General features: G+C 66.9%; 22 protein-coding genes and 1 pseudogene. 13 read left to right on the plus strand and 10 right to left on the minus strand.

What is annotated here, in order from left to right:
* Nucleotides 1–57: 57 nt before the first annotated feature.
* Entirely contained in the window at nucleotides 58–906 is an 849-nt protein-coding gene (locus GPX89_RS15200) for a DUF11 domain-containing protein (protein WP_157388034.1), read from the minus strand.
* A 214-nt stretch (nucleotides 907–1,120) separates the two neighbouring features.
* On the opposite strand from GPX89_RS15200, the gene GPX89_RS15205 reads away from it, so the two are divergent.
* Nucleotides 1,121–2,860 carry an N-acyl-D-amino-acid deacylase family protein gene (locus GPX89_RS15205; protein ID WP_328601847.1) on the plus strand — a complete coding sequence of 580 codons (1,740 nt, stop codon included), beginning with the start codon at nucleotides 1,121–1,123 and terminating at the stop codon, nucleotides 2,858–2,860.
* Complete coding sequence (locus tag GPX89_RS15210; RefSeq protein WP_157388035.1) at nucleotides 2,861–3,511, plus strand: TetR/AcrR family transcriptional regulator; 651 nt, start codon at nucleotides 2,861–2,863, stop codon at nucleotides 3,509–3,511.
* Nucleotides 3,512–3,575: 64 nt separating this feature from the next.
* Here the strand turns inward: GPX89_RS15210 and GPX89_RS44600 are convergent, their stop codons facing one another.
* The gene (locus tag GPX89_RS44600) at nucleotides 3,576–4,241 is read right to left on the minus strand and encodes a hypothetical protein (RefSeq protein WP_235947150.1); all 666 of its coding nucleotides are present in this window, start codon (nucleotides 4,239–4,241) and stop codon (nucleotides 3,576–3,578) included.
* A gap of 166 nt (nucleotides 4,242–4,407) precedes the next feature.
* Nucleotides 4,408–4,719, minus strand: coding sequence for an EthD family reductase (locus GPX89_RS15225; RefSeq protein WP_157388036.1), 312 nt, complete (start codon nucleotides 4,717–4,719; stop codon nucleotides 4,408–4,410).
* Between the two features lie 150 nt (nucleotides 4,720–4,869).
* Between GPX89_RS15225 and GPX89_RS15230 the strand changes: the two genes are divergently transcribed.
* Nucleotides 4,870–5,772, plus strand: a complete 903-nt coding sequence (locus GPX89_RS15230; protein ID WP_328601848.1) for a LysR family transcriptional regulator — start codon at nucleotides 4,870–4,872, stop codon at nucleotides 5,770–5,772.
* 73 nt (nucleotides 5,773–5,845) lie between these two features.
* Here the strand turns inward: GPX89_RS15230 and GPX89_RS15235 are convergent, their stop codons facing one another.
* Entirely contained in the window at nucleotides 5,846–6,328 is a 483-nt protein-coding gene (locus GPX89_RS15235) for a nucleoside deaminase (RefSeq protein WP_235947152.1), read from the minus strand.
* Between the two features lie 41 nt (nucleotides 6,329–6,369).
* Nucleotides 6,370–7,758 carry a purine-cytosine permease family protein gene (locus GPX89_RS15240; protein ID WP_157388038.1) on the minus strand — a complete coding sequence of 463 codons (1,389 nt, stop codon included), beginning with the start codon at nucleotides 7,756–7,758 and terminating at the stop codon, nucleotides 6,370–6,372.
* Nucleotides 7,759–7,957: 199 nt separating this feature from the next.
* Here GPX89_RS15240 and GPX89_RS46235 point away from each other — a divergent pair.
* Nucleotides 7,958–8,260: pseudogene (locus tag GPX89_RS46235) on the plus strand (PucR family transcriptional regulator ligand-binding domain-containing protein); the annotation flags it as partial.
* Here the strand turns inward: GPX89_RS46235 and GPX89_RS43835 are convergent.
* Nucleotides 8,252–8,899 (minus strand): hypothetical protein, encoded by a 648-nt coding sequence (locus GPX89_RS43835; protein WP_198347466.1) that lies wholly within the window; start codon nucleotides 8,897–8,899, stop codon nucleotides 8,252–8,254. The pseudogene GPX89_RS46235 and the gene GPX89_RS43835 overlap by 9 nt on opposite strands.
* Between GPX89_RS43835 and GPX89_RS43840 the strand changes: the two genes are divergently transcribed.
* The 5 genes from GPX89_RS43840 (at nucleotide 8,787) to GPX89_RS15270 (ending at nucleotide 14,088) form a co-directional block, all read left to right on the plus strand.
* A complete protein-coding gene (locus GPX89_RS43840) occupies nucleotides 8,787–9,515 on the plus strand; it encodes a PucR family transcriptional regulator (RefSeq protein ID WP_235947154.1) in 729 nt (242 codons plus the stop codon). The two genes, GPX89_RS43835 and GPX89_RS43840, sit on opposite strands and share 113 nt — an antisense overlap.
* 198 nt (nucleotides 9,516–9,713) lie before the next feature.
* Nucleotides 9,714–10,892 (plus strand): M48 family metalloprotease, encoded by a 1,179-nt coding sequence (locus GPX89_RS15255; RefSeq protein ID WP_157388041.1) that lies wholly within the window; start codon nucleotides 9,714–9,716, stop codon nucleotides 10,890–10,892.
* 417 nt (nucleotides 10,893–11,309) lie between these two features.
* The gene (locus GPX89_RS15260; protein ID WP_328601849.1) at nucleotides 11,310–12,245 is read left to right on the plus strand and encodes a coiled-coil domain-containing protein; all 936 of its coding nucleotides are present in this window, start codon (nucleotides 11,310–11,312) and stop codon (nucleotides 12,243–12,245) included.
* Nucleotides 12,246–12,439: 194 nt separating this feature from the next.
* Nucleotides 12,440–13,177 (plus strand): hypothetical protein, encoded by a 738-nt coding sequence (locus tag GPX89_RS15265; protein ID WP_198347444.1) that lies wholly within the window; start codon nucleotides 12,440–12,442, stop codon nucleotides 13,175–13,177.
* A 119-nt stretch (nucleotides 13,178–13,296) separates the two neighbouring features.
* Nucleotides 13,297–14,088, plus strand: coding sequence for an SAM-dependent methyltransferase (locus GPX89_RS15270; protein ID WP_157388042.1), 792 nt, complete (start codon nucleotides 13,297–13,299; stop codon nucleotides 14,086–14,088).
* A 62-nt stretch (nucleotides 14,089–14,150) separates the two neighbouring features.
* On the opposite strand, the gene GPX89_RS15275 is transcribed toward GPX89_RS15270, so the two are convergent.
* Genes GPX89_RS15275 through GPX89_RS15285 form a run of 3 tightly spaced genes read right to left on the minus strand, consistent with a single transcriptional unit; the run spans nucleotide 14,151 to nucleotide 16,321 of the window.
* On the minus strand, nucleotides 14,151–14,759 hold the full coding sequence (locus GPX89_RS15275) for a GNAT family N-acetyltransferase (RefSeq protein WP_157388043.1): 609 nt from the start codon (nucleotides 14,757–14,759) through the stop codon (nucleotides 14,151–14,153).
* A gap of 4 nt (nucleotides 14,760–14,763) precedes the next feature.
* The gene (locus tag GPX89_RS15280; RefSeq protein ID WP_157388044.1) at nucleotides 14,764–15,720 is read right to left on the minus strand and encodes an MBL fold metallo-hydrolase; all 957 of its coding nucleotides are present in this window, start codon (nucleotides 15,718–15,720) and stop codon (nucleotides 14,764–14,766) included.
* A gap of 7 nt (nucleotides 15,721–15,727) precedes the next feature.
* Complete coding sequence (locus GPX89_RS15285; protein WP_157388045.1) at nucleotides 15,728–16,321, minus strand: SDR family oxidoreductase; 594 nt, start codon at nucleotides 16,319–16,321, stop codon at nucleotides 15,728–15,730.
* 47 nt (nucleotides 16,322–16,368) lie between these two features.
* Between GPX89_RS15285 and GPX89_RS15290 the strand changes: the two genes are divergently transcribed.
* The gene (locus GPX89_RS15290; RefSeq protein WP_157388046.1) at nucleotides 16,369–16,791 is read left to right on the plus strand and encodes a MerR family transcriptional regulator; all 423 of its coding nucleotides are present in this window, start codon (nucleotides 16,369–16,371) and stop codon (nucleotides 16,789–16,791) included.
* A gap of 61 nt (nucleotides 16,792–16,852) precedes the next feature.
* Nucleotides 16,853–17,452, plus strand: coding sequence for a DUF4232 domain-containing protein (locus GPX89_RS15295; RefSeq protein ID WP_157388047.1), 600 nt, complete (start codon nucleotides 16,853–16,855; stop codon nucleotides 17,450–17,452).
* A 4-nt stretch (nucleotides 17,453–17,456) separates the two neighbouring features.
* Here GPX89_RS15295 and GPX89_RS15300 read toward each other — a convergent pair whose 3' ends face one another.
* Nucleotides 17,457–18,785, minus strand: coding sequence for a cytochrome P450 (locus GPX89_RS15300; RefSeq protein WP_328601850.1), 1,329 nt, complete (start codon nucleotides 18,783–18,785; stop codon nucleotides 17,457–17,459).
* A gap of 136 nt (nucleotides 18,786–18,921) precedes the next feature.
* Between GPX89_RS15300 and GPX89_RS15305 the strand changes: the two genes are divergently transcribed.
* Both GPX89_RS15305 and GPX89_RS15310 read left to right on the plus strand, forming a co-directional pair.
* Entirely contained in the window at nucleotides 18,922–20,058 is a 1,137-nt protein-coding gene (locus tag GPX89_RS15305) for an epoxide hydrolase family protein (RefSeq protein WP_157388048.1), read from the plus strand.
* Between the two features lie 67 nt (nucleotides 20,059–20,125).
* Nucleotides 20,126–20,779 (plus strand): maltokinase N-terminal cap-like domain-containing protein, encoded by a 654-nt coding sequence (locus GPX89_RS15310; RefSeq protein ID WP_157388049.1) that lies wholly within the window; start codon nucleotides 20,126–20,128, stop codon nucleotides 20,777–20,779.

Below are 20,779 nucleotides of genomic sequence, written 5' to 3' on the forward strand. Positions count from 1 at the left end.
GCTTCGGGGAGCTGCACCGACCGGGTGTTCGGTTCGTGGGCGGGAACGAAGTGCGTGTCAGGGCTTCTGGGCGCACGCGGCGGGCGGTGCGAAGCCCTGGTTGGCTACGTTGTCGCCGAGGAGGACGGTCTCGGTGGCCTCGATCGACTGCTGGCCGGTGGCCGTGATCTTGACGGTGAAGGATTGGGTCTTCTCGGTCGGGGTCGCGGTGCACAGGGCGGTCCAGGTGATCTTCTGACCGTCGGCGCTGATCGCGGAGCTGATGTAGTTCTTCTTGGGTTCGGCGTTGGTGACCAGTTCGATCTTGGGGGTGACGCCGGCGGGGGCGTCGACCAGGTTGGTGATGGGGGTTTCGGCGCGGCCGAAGGTGTTGACCGAGGCACGGCCCACCTTGGCGACCAGCTTGGTGTCCTGGCCCGCGTCGACGCGGGTGGTCACGAGCGTGTTGGAGGTTGTGTTCGTGGTGAACGCGCCGTTGGGGGCGAAGCCCTTGACCACCGCGTCGCTGGAAACGGCGGTCTTCGCGGGGGTCTGGCCGTCGACCATGACGGTGAGGGTCGCGGAGCCGCTCTTGGCCTTGGTGATCTCGCCGAGATCGAAGGCGACCTTCTGGGTGCCCTGGCGGGTGCCGCCGGATTCGTAGACGGTGCCGGTCGGAATGGTCACCTCGGCAACGACATTGGAGAATGTGTCGTTGCCGGCGGTGCTCACCGTGAGGGTGCACGCGATCTCGTCACCGGGGACGACGTTGCCGGTCTTCTGCAGATCCTGGCAGTCGTACTTCGCGGTCGGACCGGTCACGGCGTAGGCCGGGGCGGTGCCGAGCTGCAGGGCGCCGGCGGCGAGCGCGAACGCCGAAGCGACCATGACGGCACGTTTCAGCGCGGGCTTGGGGGTAGTGGTCATTGTCCTCTCACCTTCTTGGTTGGTTGATCGGCCCCGCGCTGACTGCGGTTCGGATCACCCAGGTTCTCTGTTGCGCCCCAAGAGTCGGGCGCAGGACTCTGTATCCACCAATGAGCGGCTAACGGAGATCAGCCCACTGACCGGCTGTGATCAGGACCTTCGAGGCGCGCGGACACCCCTTGACAGTTAGTGACCGATCGGTTGCAATGTTGGTGTGAGCTACGACACGATCATCAAGAGCGGCCGCTGGTTCGATGGCGCCGGATCCCCTTCTGCCATACGCCATCTCGGGTTGCGCGGTGATCGCGTCGTCACGGTGTCCGCGGAGCCGCTCGACGAAACCGATTGCGCGAACGTCATCGATGCCGCGGGCAAATGGGTGCTGCCGGGCATGATCGACATTCACACCCACTACGACATCGAGGTGCTGCGGGCTCCGGAGCTGAGTGAGTCCGTGCGGCACGGGATCACGACGGTGATCCTCGGTTCGTGCTCACTGTCCACGGTGCATGCCGAAGCGACCGATGCGGGCGATCTGTTCGGCCGGGTCGAGGCGATTCCGCGTGAGCACGTGATCGCGGCGGTCCAGGGCAAGACCTGGAACTCCGCCCGCGAGTACGTCGCCGCGCTCGAGGATCTGCCGTTGGGACCGAATCTGGCTGCGATGATCGGGCATTCGGATATCCGGACCGCGCTCATGGGGCTGGACCGGGCCACCCGCAAGGACGTCAAGCCGACCGACAGCGAGCAGGCAGCGATGGAAGCCGCGCTCACCGAGGCGCTCGACGCCGGATTCGTGGGAATGTCGGCGCAACAGCTGCTCTTCGACAAACTCGACGGGGAGATCGCTCGCTCGCGAACCCTGCCGTCGACCTATGCGGGCGCGCGAGAACGCCGGCGGCTCAACGCGATTCTGCGGCGGCGCGGGCGGGTGCTGCAGGGCGGACCCGACGTCACCTCGCCGCGCAGTATCGCCGCCATGACCTTCAGCAGCGTCGGGCTCTTTCGGCGACGGTTGAAGACCACGCTGATCTCGGCGGCCGACCTCAAGGCGAATCCGCTGCTGGTGCATCTGATGGGAGCCATCACCCGGGTGGTGAACGGGCTGGGCGGTGACTTCCGCTGGCAACATCTGCCGATCCCGTTCGAGGTGTACGCCGACGGCATCGATCTGGTCATCTTCGAGGAATTCGGTTCCGGCGCGGCCGCACTGCACCTCGCCGACCAGGTGGAGCGCAACGCGCTCATGCGCGACGAGTCCTACCGCCGCCGATTCCGCAAGGACTACGACTCCAAGTTCGGAATCCGGGTGTGGCATCGCGACTTCTTCGACGCCGAGATCGTCGGCTGCCCCGATGCCGACGTCATCGGCAAGACCTTCGGGCAGGTGGGCGCCGACCGCGGCGGCCTGCACCCGGTGGACGCCTTCCTCGACCTGGTGGTCGAACACGGCACCAAACTGCGTTGGCGCACAACGATCTCCAATCATCGGCCCGACATGCTCAACAAGCTCAGCGCCCATCCCGGCGTGCAACTGGGGTTCTCCGACGCGGGCGCGCACCTGCGCAACATGGCCTTCTACAACTTCGGTCTGCGCTTCCTGCGGCGCGTCAAACAGGCCGAGGAGTCCGGGAATCCGTTCCTCACCCTGGAACAAGCGGTGCGGCGGGTGACGGGCGAGATCGCCGACTGGTACGGCCTGGACGCCGGATACCTGCGCGAGGGCGACCGCGCGGATCTGCTCGTCGTCGACCCGTCAGGTCTCGACGAATCGCTCGAGGCGTATGCCGAGTGCCCCGTGCCGACCTACGGCGGCCTGCCACGTATGGTCAATCGCAATGACAAAGCCGTCTCGGCCGTATTCGTCGGTGGCCAGTACGTCTTCGGCGATGGTGTACCCGCCGAGGTCCTGGGCTCCGCCCGCACCGGCCGATTCCTGCGAGCTGGAGGGTAATTGACGACCGCGCGACGAACTCAGGCCGAGCGCCGCGCCACCACCATCGCCAAACTCGTCGACGCCACCATCGAGGCGATCGCCGAGATCGGCTACCACAATGCCTCGCTCGGCGAGATCAGCAGTCGTGCGGGTGTTTCCAAGGGCGCCGTCTTCCGCCACTTCGAATCCCGCACCGACCTGGTCGTCGCCGCGGCCGACGAGGTCCGCCGCCGCCACATGGCCGCGGCGGCCGAACTCCGCAACGCCGACAACACAACACAGCAGGTCGACCTGGAAGCGGTCATGCGGCTGATCCGCCGCGAAATCCGCGACACCACCAATACCGTCTGGTTCGAGTTGCTGGTGGCCGCCCGCACCGAACCCGACCTGCGCACCCGCCTCGAACCCGTCCTGCGCGACATGATGCGCGAGATCGAAGACCTGGCCATCACGATCCTCGGCCCCGACATCTCCCCGGACGTCGCCCGCCTGCTGGTCACCTCCCTGATCCACATGTTCGACGGCGAGGCGATCATCCGCCACACCTACCCGCGCCCCGAACTCGAGGAAGCCCGCATCGAGCAGGTCGCCGCGGCGTTCCGGCAATTGACCGTCGGCCGGAACGGGATCGCCGCAGCACCGTCCGAATCCCGGGCGGGTAAGGCGTAACACACTGGTAGGCACCGGTTTTCGCATTCGAGAGCTCGGCTCGCGCGGGCGGCGCCGGATCAGCTCAGATGCTCCAGACGATCGGGTAGTCGACGATCGGGGCGAAGGTCAACGCACCGAGCGCCGTGAACTCCCCGCGCGCGATTTCGGCCATCTCCTTCAGCGTGTACATCTGCTCGGCGTGCTCGCCGGTATCCCAGATGCTGATGTTCACGATCGAACCCACCGGTGAGACGGCCGTATACCAGTGCAGCAATCCCGGCAGCGCCCCGATGGCCGGAACCAGATAATCCGCTTGTTTCACGGCCAGCGCGTCGACCTCCCCGAACCGGCTCGGGTCGAAGCTACCTCGTGCGACATGAATGACTGCGCTCGAAGGCAACGACCCGGCCGCGGTGGGTTCGATGGCCCAGTCGATCGGGTAGTTGATGATCGGCCGTTCGAAGACACCCCCGATCGCCTCCATCTCCCCCCGCGCGACCACCGCCATCTTCCTCAACGTATCCATCTGCCGGGCATGCTCTTCGCTATCCCAAATACTGACCTGCACCGTCGAGCCCTCCGGAGAAACACCGGTGAACCAGCGCAACAGCCCCGGCAATTCCTCGATGGCCGGGATCAGATACTCGGCCTGCCGACTGATCAGCGCCTCGAACCCCTCGAACCCGGCCGGGTCGAAGCTGGCGCGCCCGACACGGACAACCGCGGTAGACGGCAACGATTCGATCATGGTGATCCCTTCTCACGGAATTCGAATCCTAACTCGCGCAAGGATCGTCGCCCGCGCTGGCAGTCCGCTGGCAGACGGCGAGCGTCGATCGGCCAGGTGGTGTCTCGGTGGTTGGGCGAGCACGATTCGCGTCGCATGTACGCGTCAACCACCGTGACATCCGGCCTCAGGCGGTGCTGTTCTGCACCGGGTAGTGGATGACGACCACGCCGCCGGTGGCGTAGTTGGGGACGTCGGCGGTGAGGCGTTGGCCGTGTTCTGAGGCTTGGGCTTCGGCCATGGCGGTGGCGGTGGGGAAGTCGGCTTCGAAGACGGCGAAGTAGGGGGAGTCTCCGTTGGTGGACGCTACGTCGAAGGTGTAGCGCCAGGCGAGGAGGCCGGGCCAGTTCTTGACCAAGGGGAGGTGGTTGTTGACGTAGTAGTCGCGGAAGTGGTCGGGGTCGGCGGGTTTGGGGTAGAGGACCAGCAATCTATGCATGGTGGCCTCCGGTCAGGGCTGGGGCGATGTGTAGTACCGCGGTCGGTTGAAACGTCATATGCGCAGGTTAGGGCTTGATGGGTGGTCGGGGGAAAGACCGGTACGGGATAGGCTTAGAACGGATCGTTATCAATTGGCGGGGGAGGGCATGTGGCGCCGGATACGGTGAGCTTGCGGTATTTTCTGGTGCTGGCGCAGGAGTTGAACTTCACTCGGGCGGCCGCGCGGATCGGGATCGCGCAGCCTGCGCTCAGTGCCCGGATGCGCCGGTTGGAGGCGGAGCTCGGGACGAGTCTGCTGGTTCGGAATACGCGGAGCGTCGTGTTGACCACGGCCGGTGCGGCATTGGCGGAGTCCGCGCCGCCAGCGCTGGCGGCGTTGGACCGGGCGTGGGATGCCGCCCGGAATGCGGGGGCCGGTGAACTGGGCACGCTGCGCATCGGATACAGCCTCAGTGCCGGGGCCGAGACGGCACCGGCCTTGGTGGACAGGCTCATTCGCAGCAGCCCGGGACTCGAGGTCGGCGCGGTCCCGATGGCCACGCCGGACATCACCCCGGCGGTCGCCGACGGCCGCATCGATGCCGGGATCACCCGCGGTGAACAGCCGGGCCGTGGCGTGCGCCGCTTCCTGCTGCGCCGCATGCGCATCGGTGTCCAACTGGCCCAACATCATCCGCTGGCGGGACACCCGGAGATCGAGATCGCCGACGCGGCCGCCTACCCGCTGCGACTCCCCGACCGTGCGTCCAACCCTGTGATCCACGATCAACTGGCCGCGATATTCCGGGACACCCGGCCGAACCCCCGATTCATCACGCCCGCGGTCTCCTTCGACATGTCTCAGCAGGACCTGCGCGCCGGACTCATCCTCGCCCCGTCCGGTGAAACAGCGGTCATAACCCAAACGGCCGGTCTCACATGGCGACCGCTACACGGCGCACCCACCATGACGTTCCACCTGGTCCTCCCACGCGAGCAGTCCCCACTCCACCACCGCATCCGCACCATCGCCAAAGCCCTCGTACACGACCTGCACTGGCTGCCGGACTGACGCGCACCAGGTCCGCGTGGAACCCGGCCGCGGTCACCGGTCGTGCTCGTCGAACACCGGAAGCCGTCTGCCTCTACTGCCAGAATCCGGCATGTACGGCGGCCGCCCGGTCGGCCAGGAAAGGTCCCTCGACCTCGACGCGGCGCTGGCCGGCGGCGAACACCGTCCGGCAGGGCAGTGCCATGGTCGGGTTTTCGTGGTGTGCGCCCGTCAGCGCGAGCAGCTCGTCCTCGCCGAGTGCGTACACCACCCGTCCGATTCCACTCCAGTACACCGCGCCTGCGCACATCGCACAGGGTTCGGTGCTGGTGTACAGGCTGGCCGTGTGCAGCTCCTCAGCGGAGAACCTGCGTGTCGCCTGGCGCACCACGTTGACCTCGGCGTGCCCGGTAGCGTCTCGCTCGGTGACGACGGTGTTCCCCGCGACGAGCACCGTGTCGCCATCCATCACCAGCAGTGCGCCGAACGGATGGTTGCCGCGCACTCGGGCGAGAGCAGCCAGTTCGATAGCCCTGAGAAGATACTGTTCATCGCTTCGACTCGAGTTCTGAGACAAGGGTTTCCTCCGGTCTGTACATGATTCATTTCTGCGTCGGCTCATTCGGCGTCGACAGCGAGCATCGGTGCGGGAGCTGCTTTCCGTGCGGTCAAACCGAGGTATGTGAGTCCTGCGGCGGTGAACCCGATGAGCTGTCCGCATGCGCCGAGGGCCGGAAATTTCGCGGCCACCGGACCGGTGTAGAGACTCTGGGTCATGAACGGCACCGACGCGATCACTCCGACCAAGGTGGCGGGCAATCCCCAGCCGAATCGATGCCCGGTGTCGTAGAGCTCGCCGATCCGCGGATTACGGCCACGTTCACGCCACCAAAATGCCACCAGGTTGACGGCCGCCCAGGGTGCCACCCAGTAACTGGTGAGCAACAGGAAATCCTGGAAATGCCCAGCGAAGCCGTGTTCACCCACCCACAAGGTGAGTACCGTGCTGACGCCACATACTCCGATAACCGACAGCCAGCGCGGAACTCGGACACCCGCGACCAGCGCAGCCATCGATCCGGAGTAGAGGTCGAGCACGGTGGATGCGAGGGTCGAGGCGAGAAGCGTGACCAAGATCAGTTTTGCGGTCATGCCCGGAACGAGATGGCTTATCAGACTTGTGGGTTCGGTGATCTTTCCGACCGTGCCGAGTGCCGCGCCCAGCACGCCGATCCATATTCCGGCGACCGCCGACCCGCCCGCCGCGGCAAGGAAGGTTCGCGCCGGGGGCGTGTCCGCGGGTAGGTAGCGGCTGTAATCCGACGAGTACGCACTCCAACCCAAAGCCCGCGCGGAGGTGACCGACAGGGTGAGAACGAAAGCCGTCAGGCCACCCGGCGTCGAATCCACCGCCGCACTCGACCCCATCTTCCCGAATGCCAGGACCGACACCACGGCAAAGGCGATCACGAGCACACCGGAGAGAAACTTCTCCATGGAATGGATCAATCGATATCCGATCAGCGGAACAATGAGTTGCGCACCCGCCACGATCGCGACAGCCGTGGTGAATCCGATATCGAGCAGACTGCGCAAAATAAAGATTCCCAGCAAGCTGTCGACAACACACCAACCGACTCCGTTGAGAACGGTGAATATCGCCGAGGGGAGGTTTCCGAACCAGCCGAAGGGGCCTCGAGACTGAATTAGCTGACCAATTCCGATTCGCGCCCCTCGCGTGGAGAACAGTCCAACAAGAGTGGCGCTGAACAGTGTGCCCAAAGCGATCGCACAGGCTGCCGGAATGAGATCGAGCCCGAACACCGAGGTCGATAGCGCGCCCACCGACAGCGTTGCGAACTGGATGTTCGCCCCGAACCACAGCGTGAAGAGCGTGCGCGGCCGCCCATGCCGCCTATCGCCAGGGATGGGCTCCGTTCCTGCCATTTCGATTCCTATCGGATTGGCATCGGACCCGCTACCTATTCTCCTGAACAGGGAAACCATGATGACTCCTGAAGACTCCCGGGCCTGTGTTCGGCCGTGAGATCAGTCAACAAGCGAAGGCAGGTGTCGCGGTATGTCGTTACCCGACGGACTCGGATGAAATTACATCCATTGCGCTGTATGATCCTCCAACCGATCAGGCGAACAATTAAACAGGCACGTAATATTTTGTTTTCCAGTTTTTACAGGAGGCCCATACATGCAGGCAGCTGAGCTACTCGAGATTCCCGAGCTCGGATTGATTCCCGTGGTGTCGGGCGTTTCCCCCAGCCGGCCGGTGCGCTCGGTGTACACCACCGATCTGCCCGATCCGATGGCCTACCTGTCCGGCGGCGAACTCGTGCTGACCAGCACCACCTGGTACCGGCAACCCGGGGATGCCGAGGTCTTCGTGGCCGCGCTGGCCGCCGCGGGATGCGCGGGGCTGGTCGCGGGAACCGCCCGCATCCACGTTCTTCCCGACGCACTTGCGGAGGCCTGTGAGCGAAAGGGCTTACCTCTGTTCACGATCGCCGACGACGTCTCCTTCGGAGCCGTGGCGCAGTTGGTGCACGCGGCCATCGGTGACCACACAGCCCAAGGACGCGGTGTGACCGCGCGGCGCGCGTTGCTGACGAGTTTCGCCGCCGGCGAGGGCTTGATGGGCCTGCTCGCCAATCTGGAGCGGGCCACCGGTGTCTCGACTGCCGCGCTGTCGGCGACCGGACGCCACATTATCGGCGAGATTCCAGGCATCCCCGCCGAGGAACTGGCGAGTCTGCATCGAAAAGCGCTGGCCGGTTGGATGTTTCCCAGCGTGCAGAAGTCCGCGCAGGGGAGGGGCATAACCTTTCACGCGGTGGCGGCACCAGCGCCGCGCCGGGCGCCGTCCGCCTATATCGCTGTCGACGACGACCACGGAGTCGCCGATCCTGTTGTCGCCGATATGGTCGCCGACATGTGCGCACTGCTGTCCATCGATCGTGCCGCCAACGACGAAACGCGCACTCTGCGACAGCGACTGCTCTCCGAGGTGATCGATCTGATGTATGCGAGAAATCGGCGCCGCGCGAAGTCGACTGGTCAGCATCGGCTTGGAGCCGGACGTCCGATACCACGCGGTCCTGGTCAGCAGCACGAATACGGCGTATGCGTCGACCATTGCGATGGATCTACTGGACGATGTTGCGCAACAATGGAATCGGTCCTCTGTTCCGATCGAGATGGACGGCGGGTACCTGATGCTCGTTCCCGCGACAGCGGACGATCAAGAGGACGAACTCGTCGTTTGCCTGGAGGCGGCCGCCGATCGTATACGCCCACTGCTGGGCCGGGGTTGGGTGTCGATCGGCACCAGCGGTCCCGCACCCGACCCGTCGAACCTGCTCCGCGCCATCGACGATGCGCGCCACACGCATCGCATCGCCACCGTGCGCTCCGGGAGTCTGCGCAGTGCGACCAGCAGCGACCTCTCACCGCGCCTGACACTCCTTTCCTTCGTTCCCAAGGACATGCGAATCCTGTTCCGTAACCGACTCATCGGGGTCCTGGAGGACTATGACCGCGAGCATCGCACCGAATTGGTCGACACGCTCGCCGCCTTCCTCGACGCGTCCGGCTCGTGGAGTCGTTGCGCCGCTCGGCTGCACGTTCACGTGAACACCCTGCGATACCGCCTGCAACGCATCGAAGCCCTCACCGGCCGCGATCTCGCCGAGTTGCCCGACCGTCTGGACTTCTATCTGGCTTTGCGCTGCCTCCAGGAGGAATTCGCATAAGACACGCCCGGCCCGCGAGCGTCTGCCCCCGAAGAACTGAGGGCATGAAACCGTCATACCCCTTCGCTATCTTGTTGTTTCAGCTTGTGGTTCGCGCTGGGGGTGGGGCGAATGTTCGGTCGTGCATCGGGTCCGGTCATACCTGCTCCGAGCCTCGGGACTGCCGACGCGGAAACGCGTGCCGCCTATCGCCGGTGGTTGCGTAGGCAGGCGCTGCCCTGGTCGATCGCGATGTTGCTCGTCTCGTGGCCGATTCCGTTGTTGACGAGTCTGCTGCTGTTCCGGTTGGGCGGTCTGATCGCGCCGTGGGCGGCGGTGGCCGTGTCCGGCGTGTGGCTGATCGGCGGCGTCGCCGTTGAAGCGCTGCCGACGCCCAAGTGGGATGGGATCGAGTCGGACCGTCACGCTCATTCGGTGCTACCGCGTCGGCCGACGCCCGAAGAAGCCGAGGCACTGAATCCTGCGTGGCGCCGTCTCATGCGCGCGATCGGACTGACCGAGTCGACTTTTCAGGTGTGCGTGCGGGATTCGCCGGGGCCGTTGGGGCAGGCGCACCACCGCGGGCTCGTCATCATGTCGGCGAAGGCGGTGCGCGAGTTGTCGCCAGGTGAACTACGCGGAGTTCTGGGGCATGAGATCGGCCATCTCGTCGGCGACGGCGGCGGGTTGTGGTACCGGGTTTCCTACTGGTGCGGCAGCCCGGTGCGGATGCCGTTCTGGGTGGCCGAGCGAGTATCGGCCCGGTGGGCGCCCAGATTGTCGTCGCGCCACTCCGCGATGCTGTCCGCCGCAGGACAGCTCGGTGTGCTGATCGGGCTGATCACACTGATGCAGCTGCTGTTCGGCACGATGGTCGCCGCCGCGCTCACGGCCGCCGCGGCCGCGCAGATGCTCGGGCAGCGAGCGGTCCTCCGTCGCAATCAGCTCAACGCCGACCGAGTGTCGGTGGATCTGGGCGCGGGTCCCGGGTTGCGGTCTCTTGTCATGCGGGGGAATCGCCGAGTGTCCTTGTACCCGCGCCGATACCGTCCCCTGTGGGTCCGCATCGCCCTGTGGTGCCTGGAGGCGTCCTCGCCCGACCCGCATCCGGATCGGGAGCTGGCGGCCCTGGAGGCCCGTATGCGCGAAGGCCGCTCGAGGCGACAGGAACCCCCGGCACCCGGATGGGCGGAGCGGGCCGGCCATGCCGCATTCCGTCCGCTGCGGAACCTCTTGCTCTGGAGCATGACCGCCACCTGGCCCCCACACCCTTTCGTGCGCAACCGGGCCCAGATCACCGCGCCGCCCCCACGCCACCGTCCCCGGTCCGCTCGGTCCCGGCATCCCAACGTCAGCCGAGCCAGCCAGCGCCAGCGGCGCGGCCACAGGATCGGCTGAGCGCCAATTTGGTACGGGCGTACATGCCTACCCAGTTTTTGATTGGTTTCGTAGACCTTTCGTAGCGTTTGTGCCAACCAAACGGAAACGAAATAAATCCAACGGGTTAGGGGAGAACGGCACGGCCTGACCGCCGATAACGTTCACTTATCGGGGGTCAGAACGAGATGGATCGATTTGAGGCTCTTGGGGATTCGTTTCGTGTTGTTCCGTTGGAAATGACGAAACCAACGCTACGATTCTCTGGTGTCGAGCATCTGCAACTACCCGGGCTGCACTAAACCGATTACTCGTGCCGGAGGGCCGGGGCGGCCGTCGGAATACTGTGAGCACCCGGACCACACGCGGTGGAGGGCCTGGCGGGAGCGGCAGAAGCGGCAGCAGGCGGAGGGTGAGAGTCCGGCCGCGAACGTCACTGTGACGCAACAGGGTCCGGTGACCGTGGCGCGGCTGCGGGCCGATGAGCTGCTGGGACAGTTTCGTGGGTTGGCCGATCAGTTGGGCAATACGTTGACCGCCGCGGTGGCGGAATTGTCGACGCTGGCGGATCCGGCGGTGGCGGAGGCCCAGGTACAGGCGGTGCAGGCGGATGCGGCGCGGCGGATTGCCGAGGCCGAGGTGGCCACCGTGGCCGCCGAGCAGGCGCGGCGCGATGCCGAGGAGGCCAGGGCGGCAGCCGAATCGGCGGCCGAGGACGCGGCGCTGGCCGCGGAGAACGCGGAGGCGCGCATTGCCGAGGCGCTCGCGGCGCGCGATGACGCGCTGAAGGAGGTCGAGCGGGTCACCAAGCAGGCGGCCGACGATGTGTTCGCGGCGCGCGCCGAGGCGGAGGCCGAGATCCGTACCGTGCGAAGGGAAGCCGCCGAGGACATCGAGTGTGCCCGGCAGCAGGCCAGCGAGGACATCGAACTGGCCCGGTCCAAGGCGACCGCCGAGATCGAGCAGGTCCGCCGCGAGTCCGCGCAGCGCATCACCGCCGCCGGCGCGGAGCGCGATCTCGCCGTCCAGCGGGCCGCGGACGCCGAACGCACCATCGAACGCGCCGAGGCCGCGGTCACCGAGCGCAATCAGGTGGTCGCCGAGACCCGGGACGAGTTGAAACAGGCTCGCGGGGAACTGGATCGGGCCCGCACCGAACTGGCCGAGGCGCGCCGGCAGGCCGCTGCCGATCTCGCCGTCGTACGCCAGGACTCGGCGGCCGCGGTGGAGAAGGCGCGCCAGGAGGCCACCGAACGTCTTGCCGCCCTCGACGATGCCCGCGCCCAGACCCTGGCCCGCGCCGAACGCGCCGAACAGCAGCTCGATGCATTGCTCGCGCAGCAGACGGTCGCACAGCGCTCAATCGATAAATGATCACCTCCATCGATAAGCGGCCCACAGAACTATGGGCAGTTGACCGATAGCGGCCGCTTGGTACAGCCCTTAATCTCGAGCCGGGGTGCGATCGCCCCTGGATTCGAGAAGGCTGGTCCGGTGTACGGACCGGCCGAAGATGTTCTGGTGCAGCGGATGAGTCGGGGCTGGGGCTGCACGCTCAGGAGGATTGAATGTCCGCTTTGGCGGAAGGGCGTTCGCGCCCGCAGGTGGCCGCGCGCGTCGCGGTGTTGCTGATGATCCCGATTGTCGCGCTGGTGACAGGGTGTTCCAGTGATTCGGACAAGTCGGTCGCGAGCCCCACGGTGAAGCTGTCGGGAAGCGTGACGAGCACCGTCGCGGCATCGACGAGTTCCCGTGCGCCGGTGTCGGGTTCGCCGACGGCGCAGCCCGGTGGCGGCAACCCCGGCGGCAGCCAGGGCGGTGGAAATCCGGGCAATCAGGGCGGAGGCAACCAGCCCCAGCAGGGTGGCGACGTGTCGGCGCCGCAGCCCGACCCGGGAACCCCCGCGGCCTCGCCCGTCCAGGATCCGGGCACCGTGACCCCGAGCCCGACGGCCAAGTGCACCGACCAGATCAACTACGCCGGTGACCCGCGCTCCAACGCCGAGATCAACAGTCTCGGTGACCAATCCGGTCACTGCCCGGCACCGGCCAAGTGCACCGATCTGATCAACTACGCGGGCGACCCGCGCTCGAACGCGGAGATCAACTCGATCGGCTCGGCGAATCTGCGCTGCCCGGATCCGATCCCGGATACGACCACCACCGCACCGCCCACGACGACCGATACCGGCACCCCGGCGCCGACCACCACGTCCCAGGTCCCGGTGACGACGACCGCCGCTCCGGCACCCACCACCACCGCGCAGGCACCGACTACCCCGGCCGCCGCGAGCGCGACGAATTAGGCTCGATCCGTCACATCGGACAACTGGCGGCGATCGCCTGGATGACCGAGGATTTCCTGACAGACAGCGGTATCGTCAGTGGGGGAAAGAGGGGTGTGTAAGAGTTGAACACCAATGCCATGCGAGCGAGGCAGTCTCGGCCGAGCGTGGCGCGCGTATACAGCTACGTGCTCGGCGGCCGCGACAATTATGGGGTCGACAAGGACCTCGGTGACTACTTCATCGAGGACCTTCCCGGATCGGAACTGCTGGCCATCACCAATCGCAACGCCATCCTGCGCGCCGTGCGGGTGATGGCGGAGGCGGGGATCCGGCAGATCATCGATATGGGCTGCGGGTTGCCCGCGAGTACGAATGTGCACGAGGTGCTGCGGCTGGCACAATCCGACGCCCGCGTGGTCTACGTCGACGATGATCCGTTCGTGGTGGCGCACGGACGGGCGCTGCTGGCCGTCGACGAGGCAATCGCGGTGGTGGAAGCCGATATTCGCGATCCGGGCAGCATCGAGAAGCACGCCGATGTACAGCGGTTGATCAATTTCGACGAGCCGGTGGGCCTGCTGTTCGGCATCACCCTCAGCCTCGTCAATGACGAGGAGGATCCGGCGGGGGTGGTCCAGTACTGGATCGACCGCATCCCCTCCGGCAGCAAGATCTTCCTGACCCACTTCCGCTCCGGCACCTCCCGCGAGGCCATCGCCACCGCGAACAAGATCCTGGAAGCCTTCGGCCGCGGCCGATTCCGCACCGATCCGGAGATCCTGGCCTGCTTCGGCACCCTGAGCCCCGACGAGGACGGCCTGCGCCCCTGCGCCCAGTGGCGTCCCGAACCCTCCGATAGCGAGGCCCACCAGCCCGCGCTGACGGTCTGGGAGGAACTCGTGGTCGGTGGTATGGCGACCAAACCCTGACCCACCGGAATGCGCTGCTGCGGGCAATCGCCGAAAGGCGGCCCGCAGCAGCGCATTTCTTGTCAGCGGGGGTTACGCCACATGGGCCAGAGCGGCGGACCGCCCTCGGTGGCGTCGAGGGTGGTGGTGACCTCGAAGCCGAAGCGTTCGTAGTAGGGGACATTGCTGGGTTTGCTGGATTCCAGATAGGCGGGCAGGCCCTCGGCGTCGCAGCGATCCAGGCGGGAGTTGAGCAGTTCTCGCCCGTAACCCTGTCCGCGCACACCGGGCAGGGTGCCGATCGCGGCCAGATACCAGTGCGGTTCGCGGGGATGGGCGGCCATCATCGTGTCGGCCATGCGGGCCACCACCGGTAATCGGTGCCGGAACGAGCGGACCAGCGCCGGCAACTGCCGCAGCGTGTCCGCGTCGGCGACATGCCAATGCCCGGGCGGCGCCCAAAGTGCCACGCCCACGATGGAATTCGCGTCATTGCAGGCCACCTCCACCCCGCCCAGCGGCATGAAATGATGCCGCGCCTGCGCCGCGAACAGCACCGCGATCCGGCGCGCCCGGCCCGCGTCGTCGCGTATCAACCACTCGAAGAGCGGATCATCGGTGAACGCGATGCCCAATACTCGCGCCACTTCCGGAATATCGGACATTTGTGCCGGACGCACGGTGATCCCCATGCGCTCACCGTAGCGGTTCGGCGGCCTGTGAACGGGGTGCCGCCAGGTGCTGTGCGGCATCGTGGTCATGGGTGGGGACAACTCGCACGACCTGCTGGGCCAGGTGCAGCCGGTGCAGGGTTTTGAAGGTAAGCTCCCGGTTCTCGTCGACGAAAAGGCCTGGGAACCCGGACTTCTGGCGAACCTTCTCGATCTGCAGCGCGTGCCAGGCCGCATCGCCCGCCAAGAGCACCCATCCGCGCGCGGTGTGGGCGAGCACCCCGACGCTGCCCGGCGTGTGACCGGCCAGGTCGACCAGCACCACGCTGCCGTCGCCGAACAGGTCCCGGCTGCGCGTGAAGGTGAGCACGGGCGGGCCGTCGAGCTCGTATTCCGCCACCGGTCGATTCACCAGCGAATCGCGCACGCCGCCGACCGGCGGCACCGGTCCCGCCATGACCCAGTCCCGCTCCACCTGGTGCAGGTGCACCGGCAGTCCGGGCAGGTCCAGCAGTCCGCAGACGTGGTCCCAATGGGCGTGGGTGGGCAGGGCGAAATCGAGTGCGGGCAGCCCGGGTTCGGCTCGCAGCGCGGTGACGGTGGCGATGGCGTCGGCGGGCGGCCGCACGGCGGGCCGGAGCAGGCCCGGCAGTTGCGCGATGGCGCGGTGCTCGGCGTCGAGGCAGAAGCTCGGGTCGACGATGAAGGTCGCCTCGGGATGCTGCACGACGAACGAGGTGAGCGAGCTGTCGATGCGGCGCGGCGTGAACACGCCTTCCACCACGGCCGCGGTCGGCACCGAGCGCGGCACCTGGGCGAGCGCCGTCACCGCGACCGTGCGGGTGGGCGTGGGCAGTCCGGCGTCGGTGAGCGAGCGCAGGAATCGCTGGTCGATGCGTCGCGGCCGGACCGCGCCGTGCGCGGAACTGGTTGCGGCGGCGCAGCATTGGAACAGGCTGGGATTGCGGGCTGAATCGGACATGGCGGGACTAATCCTTCGGATCGATGGATGATTGCGGCACGGTGTGCCGGGTCAGGGCGGTGGTCAGCTCCTCGGGATGGGTCAGTTGCGGATGATGACCGGCTCCTGCGACGGCGGTGACTTCGATTCGCGGGCCCAGGGATTCGAGCAGGTCACGGGCTTCGTCGGTGAGCGGGTCGTCGCTGCCCGTGATGACGTGTACGGGTCTTGGGTAGCCGGAAACGTGCACCACTCGCGCCAGCTTCGGCAGCCGTGCCGCGAAGGAGATGAGCGAACGGACGCTGTCGACATTCGCGTGACGCGCCTGCGCCTCGGTCATTCCCCGCCGGTAGGCACCCGCGCAGTTGTAGAACTCGCTCACCTCGGCCCTTCGGGATTCGTCCCCGGAAACCGGTGCGGCGGAATCGAAATCGACCCGCACCTCCGTGGGCGTGACCCCGCGTCCACGGTCGCCGAGCCAGGCGGTCAGTTCGGTGAACGAAGTGGCGCTGCGCGTGGCGGCGATGATGCGGACACCGGCGCGATCCAGCGCCAGGATCAGGTGCCGCCCGAGGAAACCGGTCGCCCCGAAGACCAGGGCGTGACGGTCAGCAGTTGTCATGGCGGCACGCTAATACTTAAGGTCGACATGAAGTAAAGGGGTGACTCGTGACCGCTGTCCAGGACATGAGAATCGGTGATGCCGCCGCGGCACTCGGGGTGGAGACCCACGTGCTGCGGCACTGGGAGTCGGTCGGCCTGCTCAGGCCGCCGCGCAGCCCGTCGGGGCATCGCAGCTACAACGAGGACATCCTCGGTTACGCGCGGGTGATCCAGAAGCTGCAGCGAACGGGGCTGTCGCTGGATCAGATTCGCCAGCTGGGGCTGGGCGCCTGCGATGATCGCATGGCCATGATCGCGCGGCGTCGCGCCGAGGTCCGCGAGCGCATCGCCCTGCTCCAGGACACGGATCGCTTTCTCGGGCACCTGGCCGAATGCAGCCATCCGGTGCTGAGCGAATGCCCCGAGTGCTCGGAATTCGCTGCGCGCGACCACGGGCGGCGGACGGCCGAATTTCCCGGGCGAACCTAGTCTGGACGGTGCGGCGACCGGTCGGGTTCGCCGAGGTTTCCGAATCGGGAGGAGTCGGGAAATGCGCTTTCGCAGAGGGATTTTCGCTATCGCGGTCGGGGCACTGGCCATCGCTGCGGCAGCGTGTTCGTCCGGTACGAGCACGACCTCACCGCCACCCGCCACTTCCGCCGCCCCCGGCGGCGCGACCACGTCGCAAGCCACCGCACCGGCTGCCTCGGCCGCACCCACGGCCCCCTTCGCCCGGTTCGATCCGTGTGGGTCCGGGCAGGTCGATGTCACCGCGGAGGTCATGTCGCCCGGAACCGGTCACCGCGGCGTGAAACTCACCTTCTCCCTCGCCGCCGGCGCGGCCCCGTGCACCCTGTCGGGTTATCCGGGTGTCGACTCCGGCGCGGGTGGCCCGCTGGTCCACGCCGACCGCACTCCGCGCGGCTATATGGGCGGGCTTCCGCAAGGCAGCGATGAGCCTCCGATGGTGACGCTGCAGTCGGGCCATCCGGCGAGCGCGGTGGTGGAAGGCGTGGCCTTCGACGCCGCCGGGAACGGGTGCCCGCTGTACACGAGTTTGGCTGTCACACCGCCCAATTCGACCGATACCCGCACCGTCACAGTGACGATCGACACCTGTGCTCTGCAGGTGCACCCGGTGACCGGATAGCGGCCTACACCGGCACCGAATTGTCCGCGGTCACCACCACCGGCGCACCGTGCGCGGGCACATGGGTGATGTTGCGAATCCGGGACGGCTCGTCGGTCACCCCGGCGGGCAGCGAAAGCCGGTAGCGCGTGAGGATTTCGCGCAGCACGGCCGTGCCCTCCATCAGGGAGAACCCGGCCCCGATGCAGCGCCGGACGCCGCCGCCGAACGGCAGCCAGGTGTTCGCCGCCACCGATCCGTCGAGGAACCGCTCCGGCCGGAAGGCCAGCGCGTCCGGGAAGGCCTCGGCCCGCTGGTGAGCCAGCAGGATGGAGGTCGACACCACGGTGCCCTTGGGCAGCGCGTAACCGCCGATGGTCATATCGCGCGTGAGTTTCCGCCCGGTCGCCGCGATCACGGTGTGCAGGCGCATGGCCTCCTTGAGCACCGCCTCCAGATACTTTTCGTCGCCGTCGTGGGCGGCCTGGCGCGCCTGCGCCTGGATCTGCGGGTTGGCGGCCAGTTCATGGCAGGCCCACGACAGCGCCGAGGCGGTGGTCTCGTGCCCGGCCAGCAGCAGTGTCACCAGTTGGTCGCGCAGCTCGGCGTCGGACAGCGGTGCGTCGGAGGGGTTCTCGCCGGATCCCGCCGCGAGCAGCCGCGACAGCACATCGGCGCGGCCGTCCAGATCCGGATGCGCGCGACGCTCGGAGATCTCGCTGTAGAGCAGCTCGTCGATGGCTTTCTGGTTGTCGTCGAAGCGCTTCCACGGCCCGTGCCGCTGCAGCCGCGGGTACTTCCAGCCGAAGAACATGATCGGATTGATGTTCACGATCCGGCGCAGGCGCGGTGCCAGCTCGTCGCGGCGGCGTTCGTCGGTCATGCCGAACACCACCTGCATGATGACATCGAGTGTCAGTTCGTTCATGCGATCGAGGGTGTGCACGGTCGATCCGGACGCCCACCGGTCGACATGCGCCTTGGCGATGGCCTCGACCAGGGTCCGGTAGCCGCGCAGCGAGGAACCCACGAAGGCGGGCATGAGCAGCCGCCGTGCCCGCGCGTGCTCGTCCTCGTCGGTGAGCAGCAGCGAATGCTCACCCATGATGTGGACCAGCAGCCGATTGCCCTCCCCGGCATGCAGATCCGCCGGATCGGCGGCGAAGATCTCGCGAATGTGCTCGGGGCGCGAGAACACCACCAGATTCTCGGCATAGGGCGCGACCAGATGCAGGGTGAACACATCCCCGTAGCGGCGGGCCGCCGCGCGCAGCATCGCACCGCGCCATCTGGCGTACAGGGCGGTCTGGACGGCACTGGGCACCGGCGGTCCGGGCGGGTATGCGTTGCTCACGATGCCGTATCCCTTCACACGCGCCGCCTCGTCGCGGCTGAATCGCTTGCACGCCAGCGTAGAACGCGACGAACAGGAGGGAAACGGTCGCCGGTATAGGACTGCCACTGACCTAGTTCCCTCCTACGGTGGTGTCATGACGGTCTTCGAGCCCTTCCGAATCGACATTGCCGACACCGACATCGAGGATCTGCGGGCCCGCCTGGCCCGCACCCGCTGGCCCGCCGAGCTGCCGGACGTGGGGTGGAGCTACGGCATTCCGACCGCCTATGTGCGTGAGCTGTGCGAGTACTGGGGGAGCGGATACGACTGGCGCACCCACGAGGCGGCGTTGAATCGCCATCCCCAGTTCCGCACCGAGATCGACGGCCAGGCCCTGCACTTCACCCACGTCCGGTCCCCGCAGGCCGACGCGCTGCCGCTGGTCCTGGTCCACGGCTGGCCCTTCGAGGACTTCACCGAAATGATCGGCCCGCTCACCGATCCCTGCGCTCATGGCGGTGACCCGGAAGACGCGTTCCACCTGGTGATTCCGACCCTGCCGGGGTTCGGTTTCTCGGGCCCGACCCAGCGCGCGGGCGAGGCGTCCACCGAGCGCGGCGCCGAGCTGATCGCGAAGCTCATGGCGCAGTTGGGCTATGACCGCTACGGCGTGCAGGGTGGTGACGCCGGGTCGTTCATCGCACCGCAGATCGGCCGCCTCGCCACCGAACACCTGGTCGGGGTGCACGTCAACGATCCCATCACCATCCCGGCCTGGAACGAGGACGGTTCCGGTTTCAGCGAGGCCGATCAGCGGAAGCTGGCCCGCATGAAGGATTGGAGCAGCCGCGACACCTCCGGGTACGCGGGCATGCACTCCACCCGCCCGCAGACCCTGGCCCCCGCGATGGCCGATTCCCCGGCCGCGCTGGCGGCCTGGGTGCTCGACGTGGTCAACACCTTCAAGGATCCGGCCAAGGCGACCCCGACCGACGCCATCGACCGCGACATGCTGCTCACCAATCTGTCGGTGCTGTGGTTCACCGATACGGCGGGCTCCTCCATGCGCCTGTACAAGGAATCCCGGCAGTGGGGCGCGGTGCTCGAGGACTCGGGTGTGCCGACCGGTGTCGCGGTGTTCCCCGGCAACAACACCATCCGCGGCCTCGCCGAACGCCAGAACACCATGATCCATTGGTCGGAGTTCGATCGCGGCGGGCATTTCGCGCCCATGGAGGTCCCCGATCTGATGATCGGCGATCTGCGGGAGTTCTTCCGAAAGTTGCGTTGAACGATCCAATAGCGCACCGCCGCAAGAGTTTCCGCCGTCATCGCGGCGGCTCTGGCAGGATGACGGCATGGCCGAGATCCACGAGACGACCGTGAAGCCCGGAAAACTCGAGTTGCTGGCGCGGTGGTTGCCCACCCGGCACTGGTATCTCGGTGCCGGATCGCCCGCGCTGACCAAGGCGGGCGGCTTCCGCCTCGACGATCCCGCCGGTGAGGTCGGCATCGAGCTGATGGTCGTCACCGATACCGCGGGCGAGGAGCCCGTGGTGTATCTGGTCCCGATGACCTATCGCGGCGCACCGGTCGAGGGGCTGGACCATGCGTTGATCGGTACCGCCGAACACGGTGTCCTGGGCCAGCGTTGGTTCTACGATGCCGCCCACGACACCGTGTTCATCGAGCAGGCCGCCCGACTGCTCGCGGGCAAGGCCACCCCGCAGGACCAGAACACCAGCGACACCCCGGACCTGACCGTCCACGTCGTCCCCGGTGACATCGTCATACCCGACACGGGCTTCCGCCCGACGGTCATCGACACCGACACCCACACCGATATCGCCTTCGACTCCGGCCGTTCCGCCAACGCCGGCGCCGAACTCATCCGCCTGCACCGCCGCCTCCACACCGGCGCACCCCTGCAGCGCGACCGCAGCCACGTCGACGCCCCCTGGGCCACCGCCGACGGATCCCTGCGCCGCGAGGTCTTCCTCAGCGCCCCCTGA

The organism is Nocardia terrae (assembly GCF_009760405.1).
In the GTDB taxonomy this organism is placed as follows: Bacteria; Actinomycetota; Actinomycetes; order Mycobacteriales; family Mycobacteriaceae; genus Nocardia; species Nocardia terrae.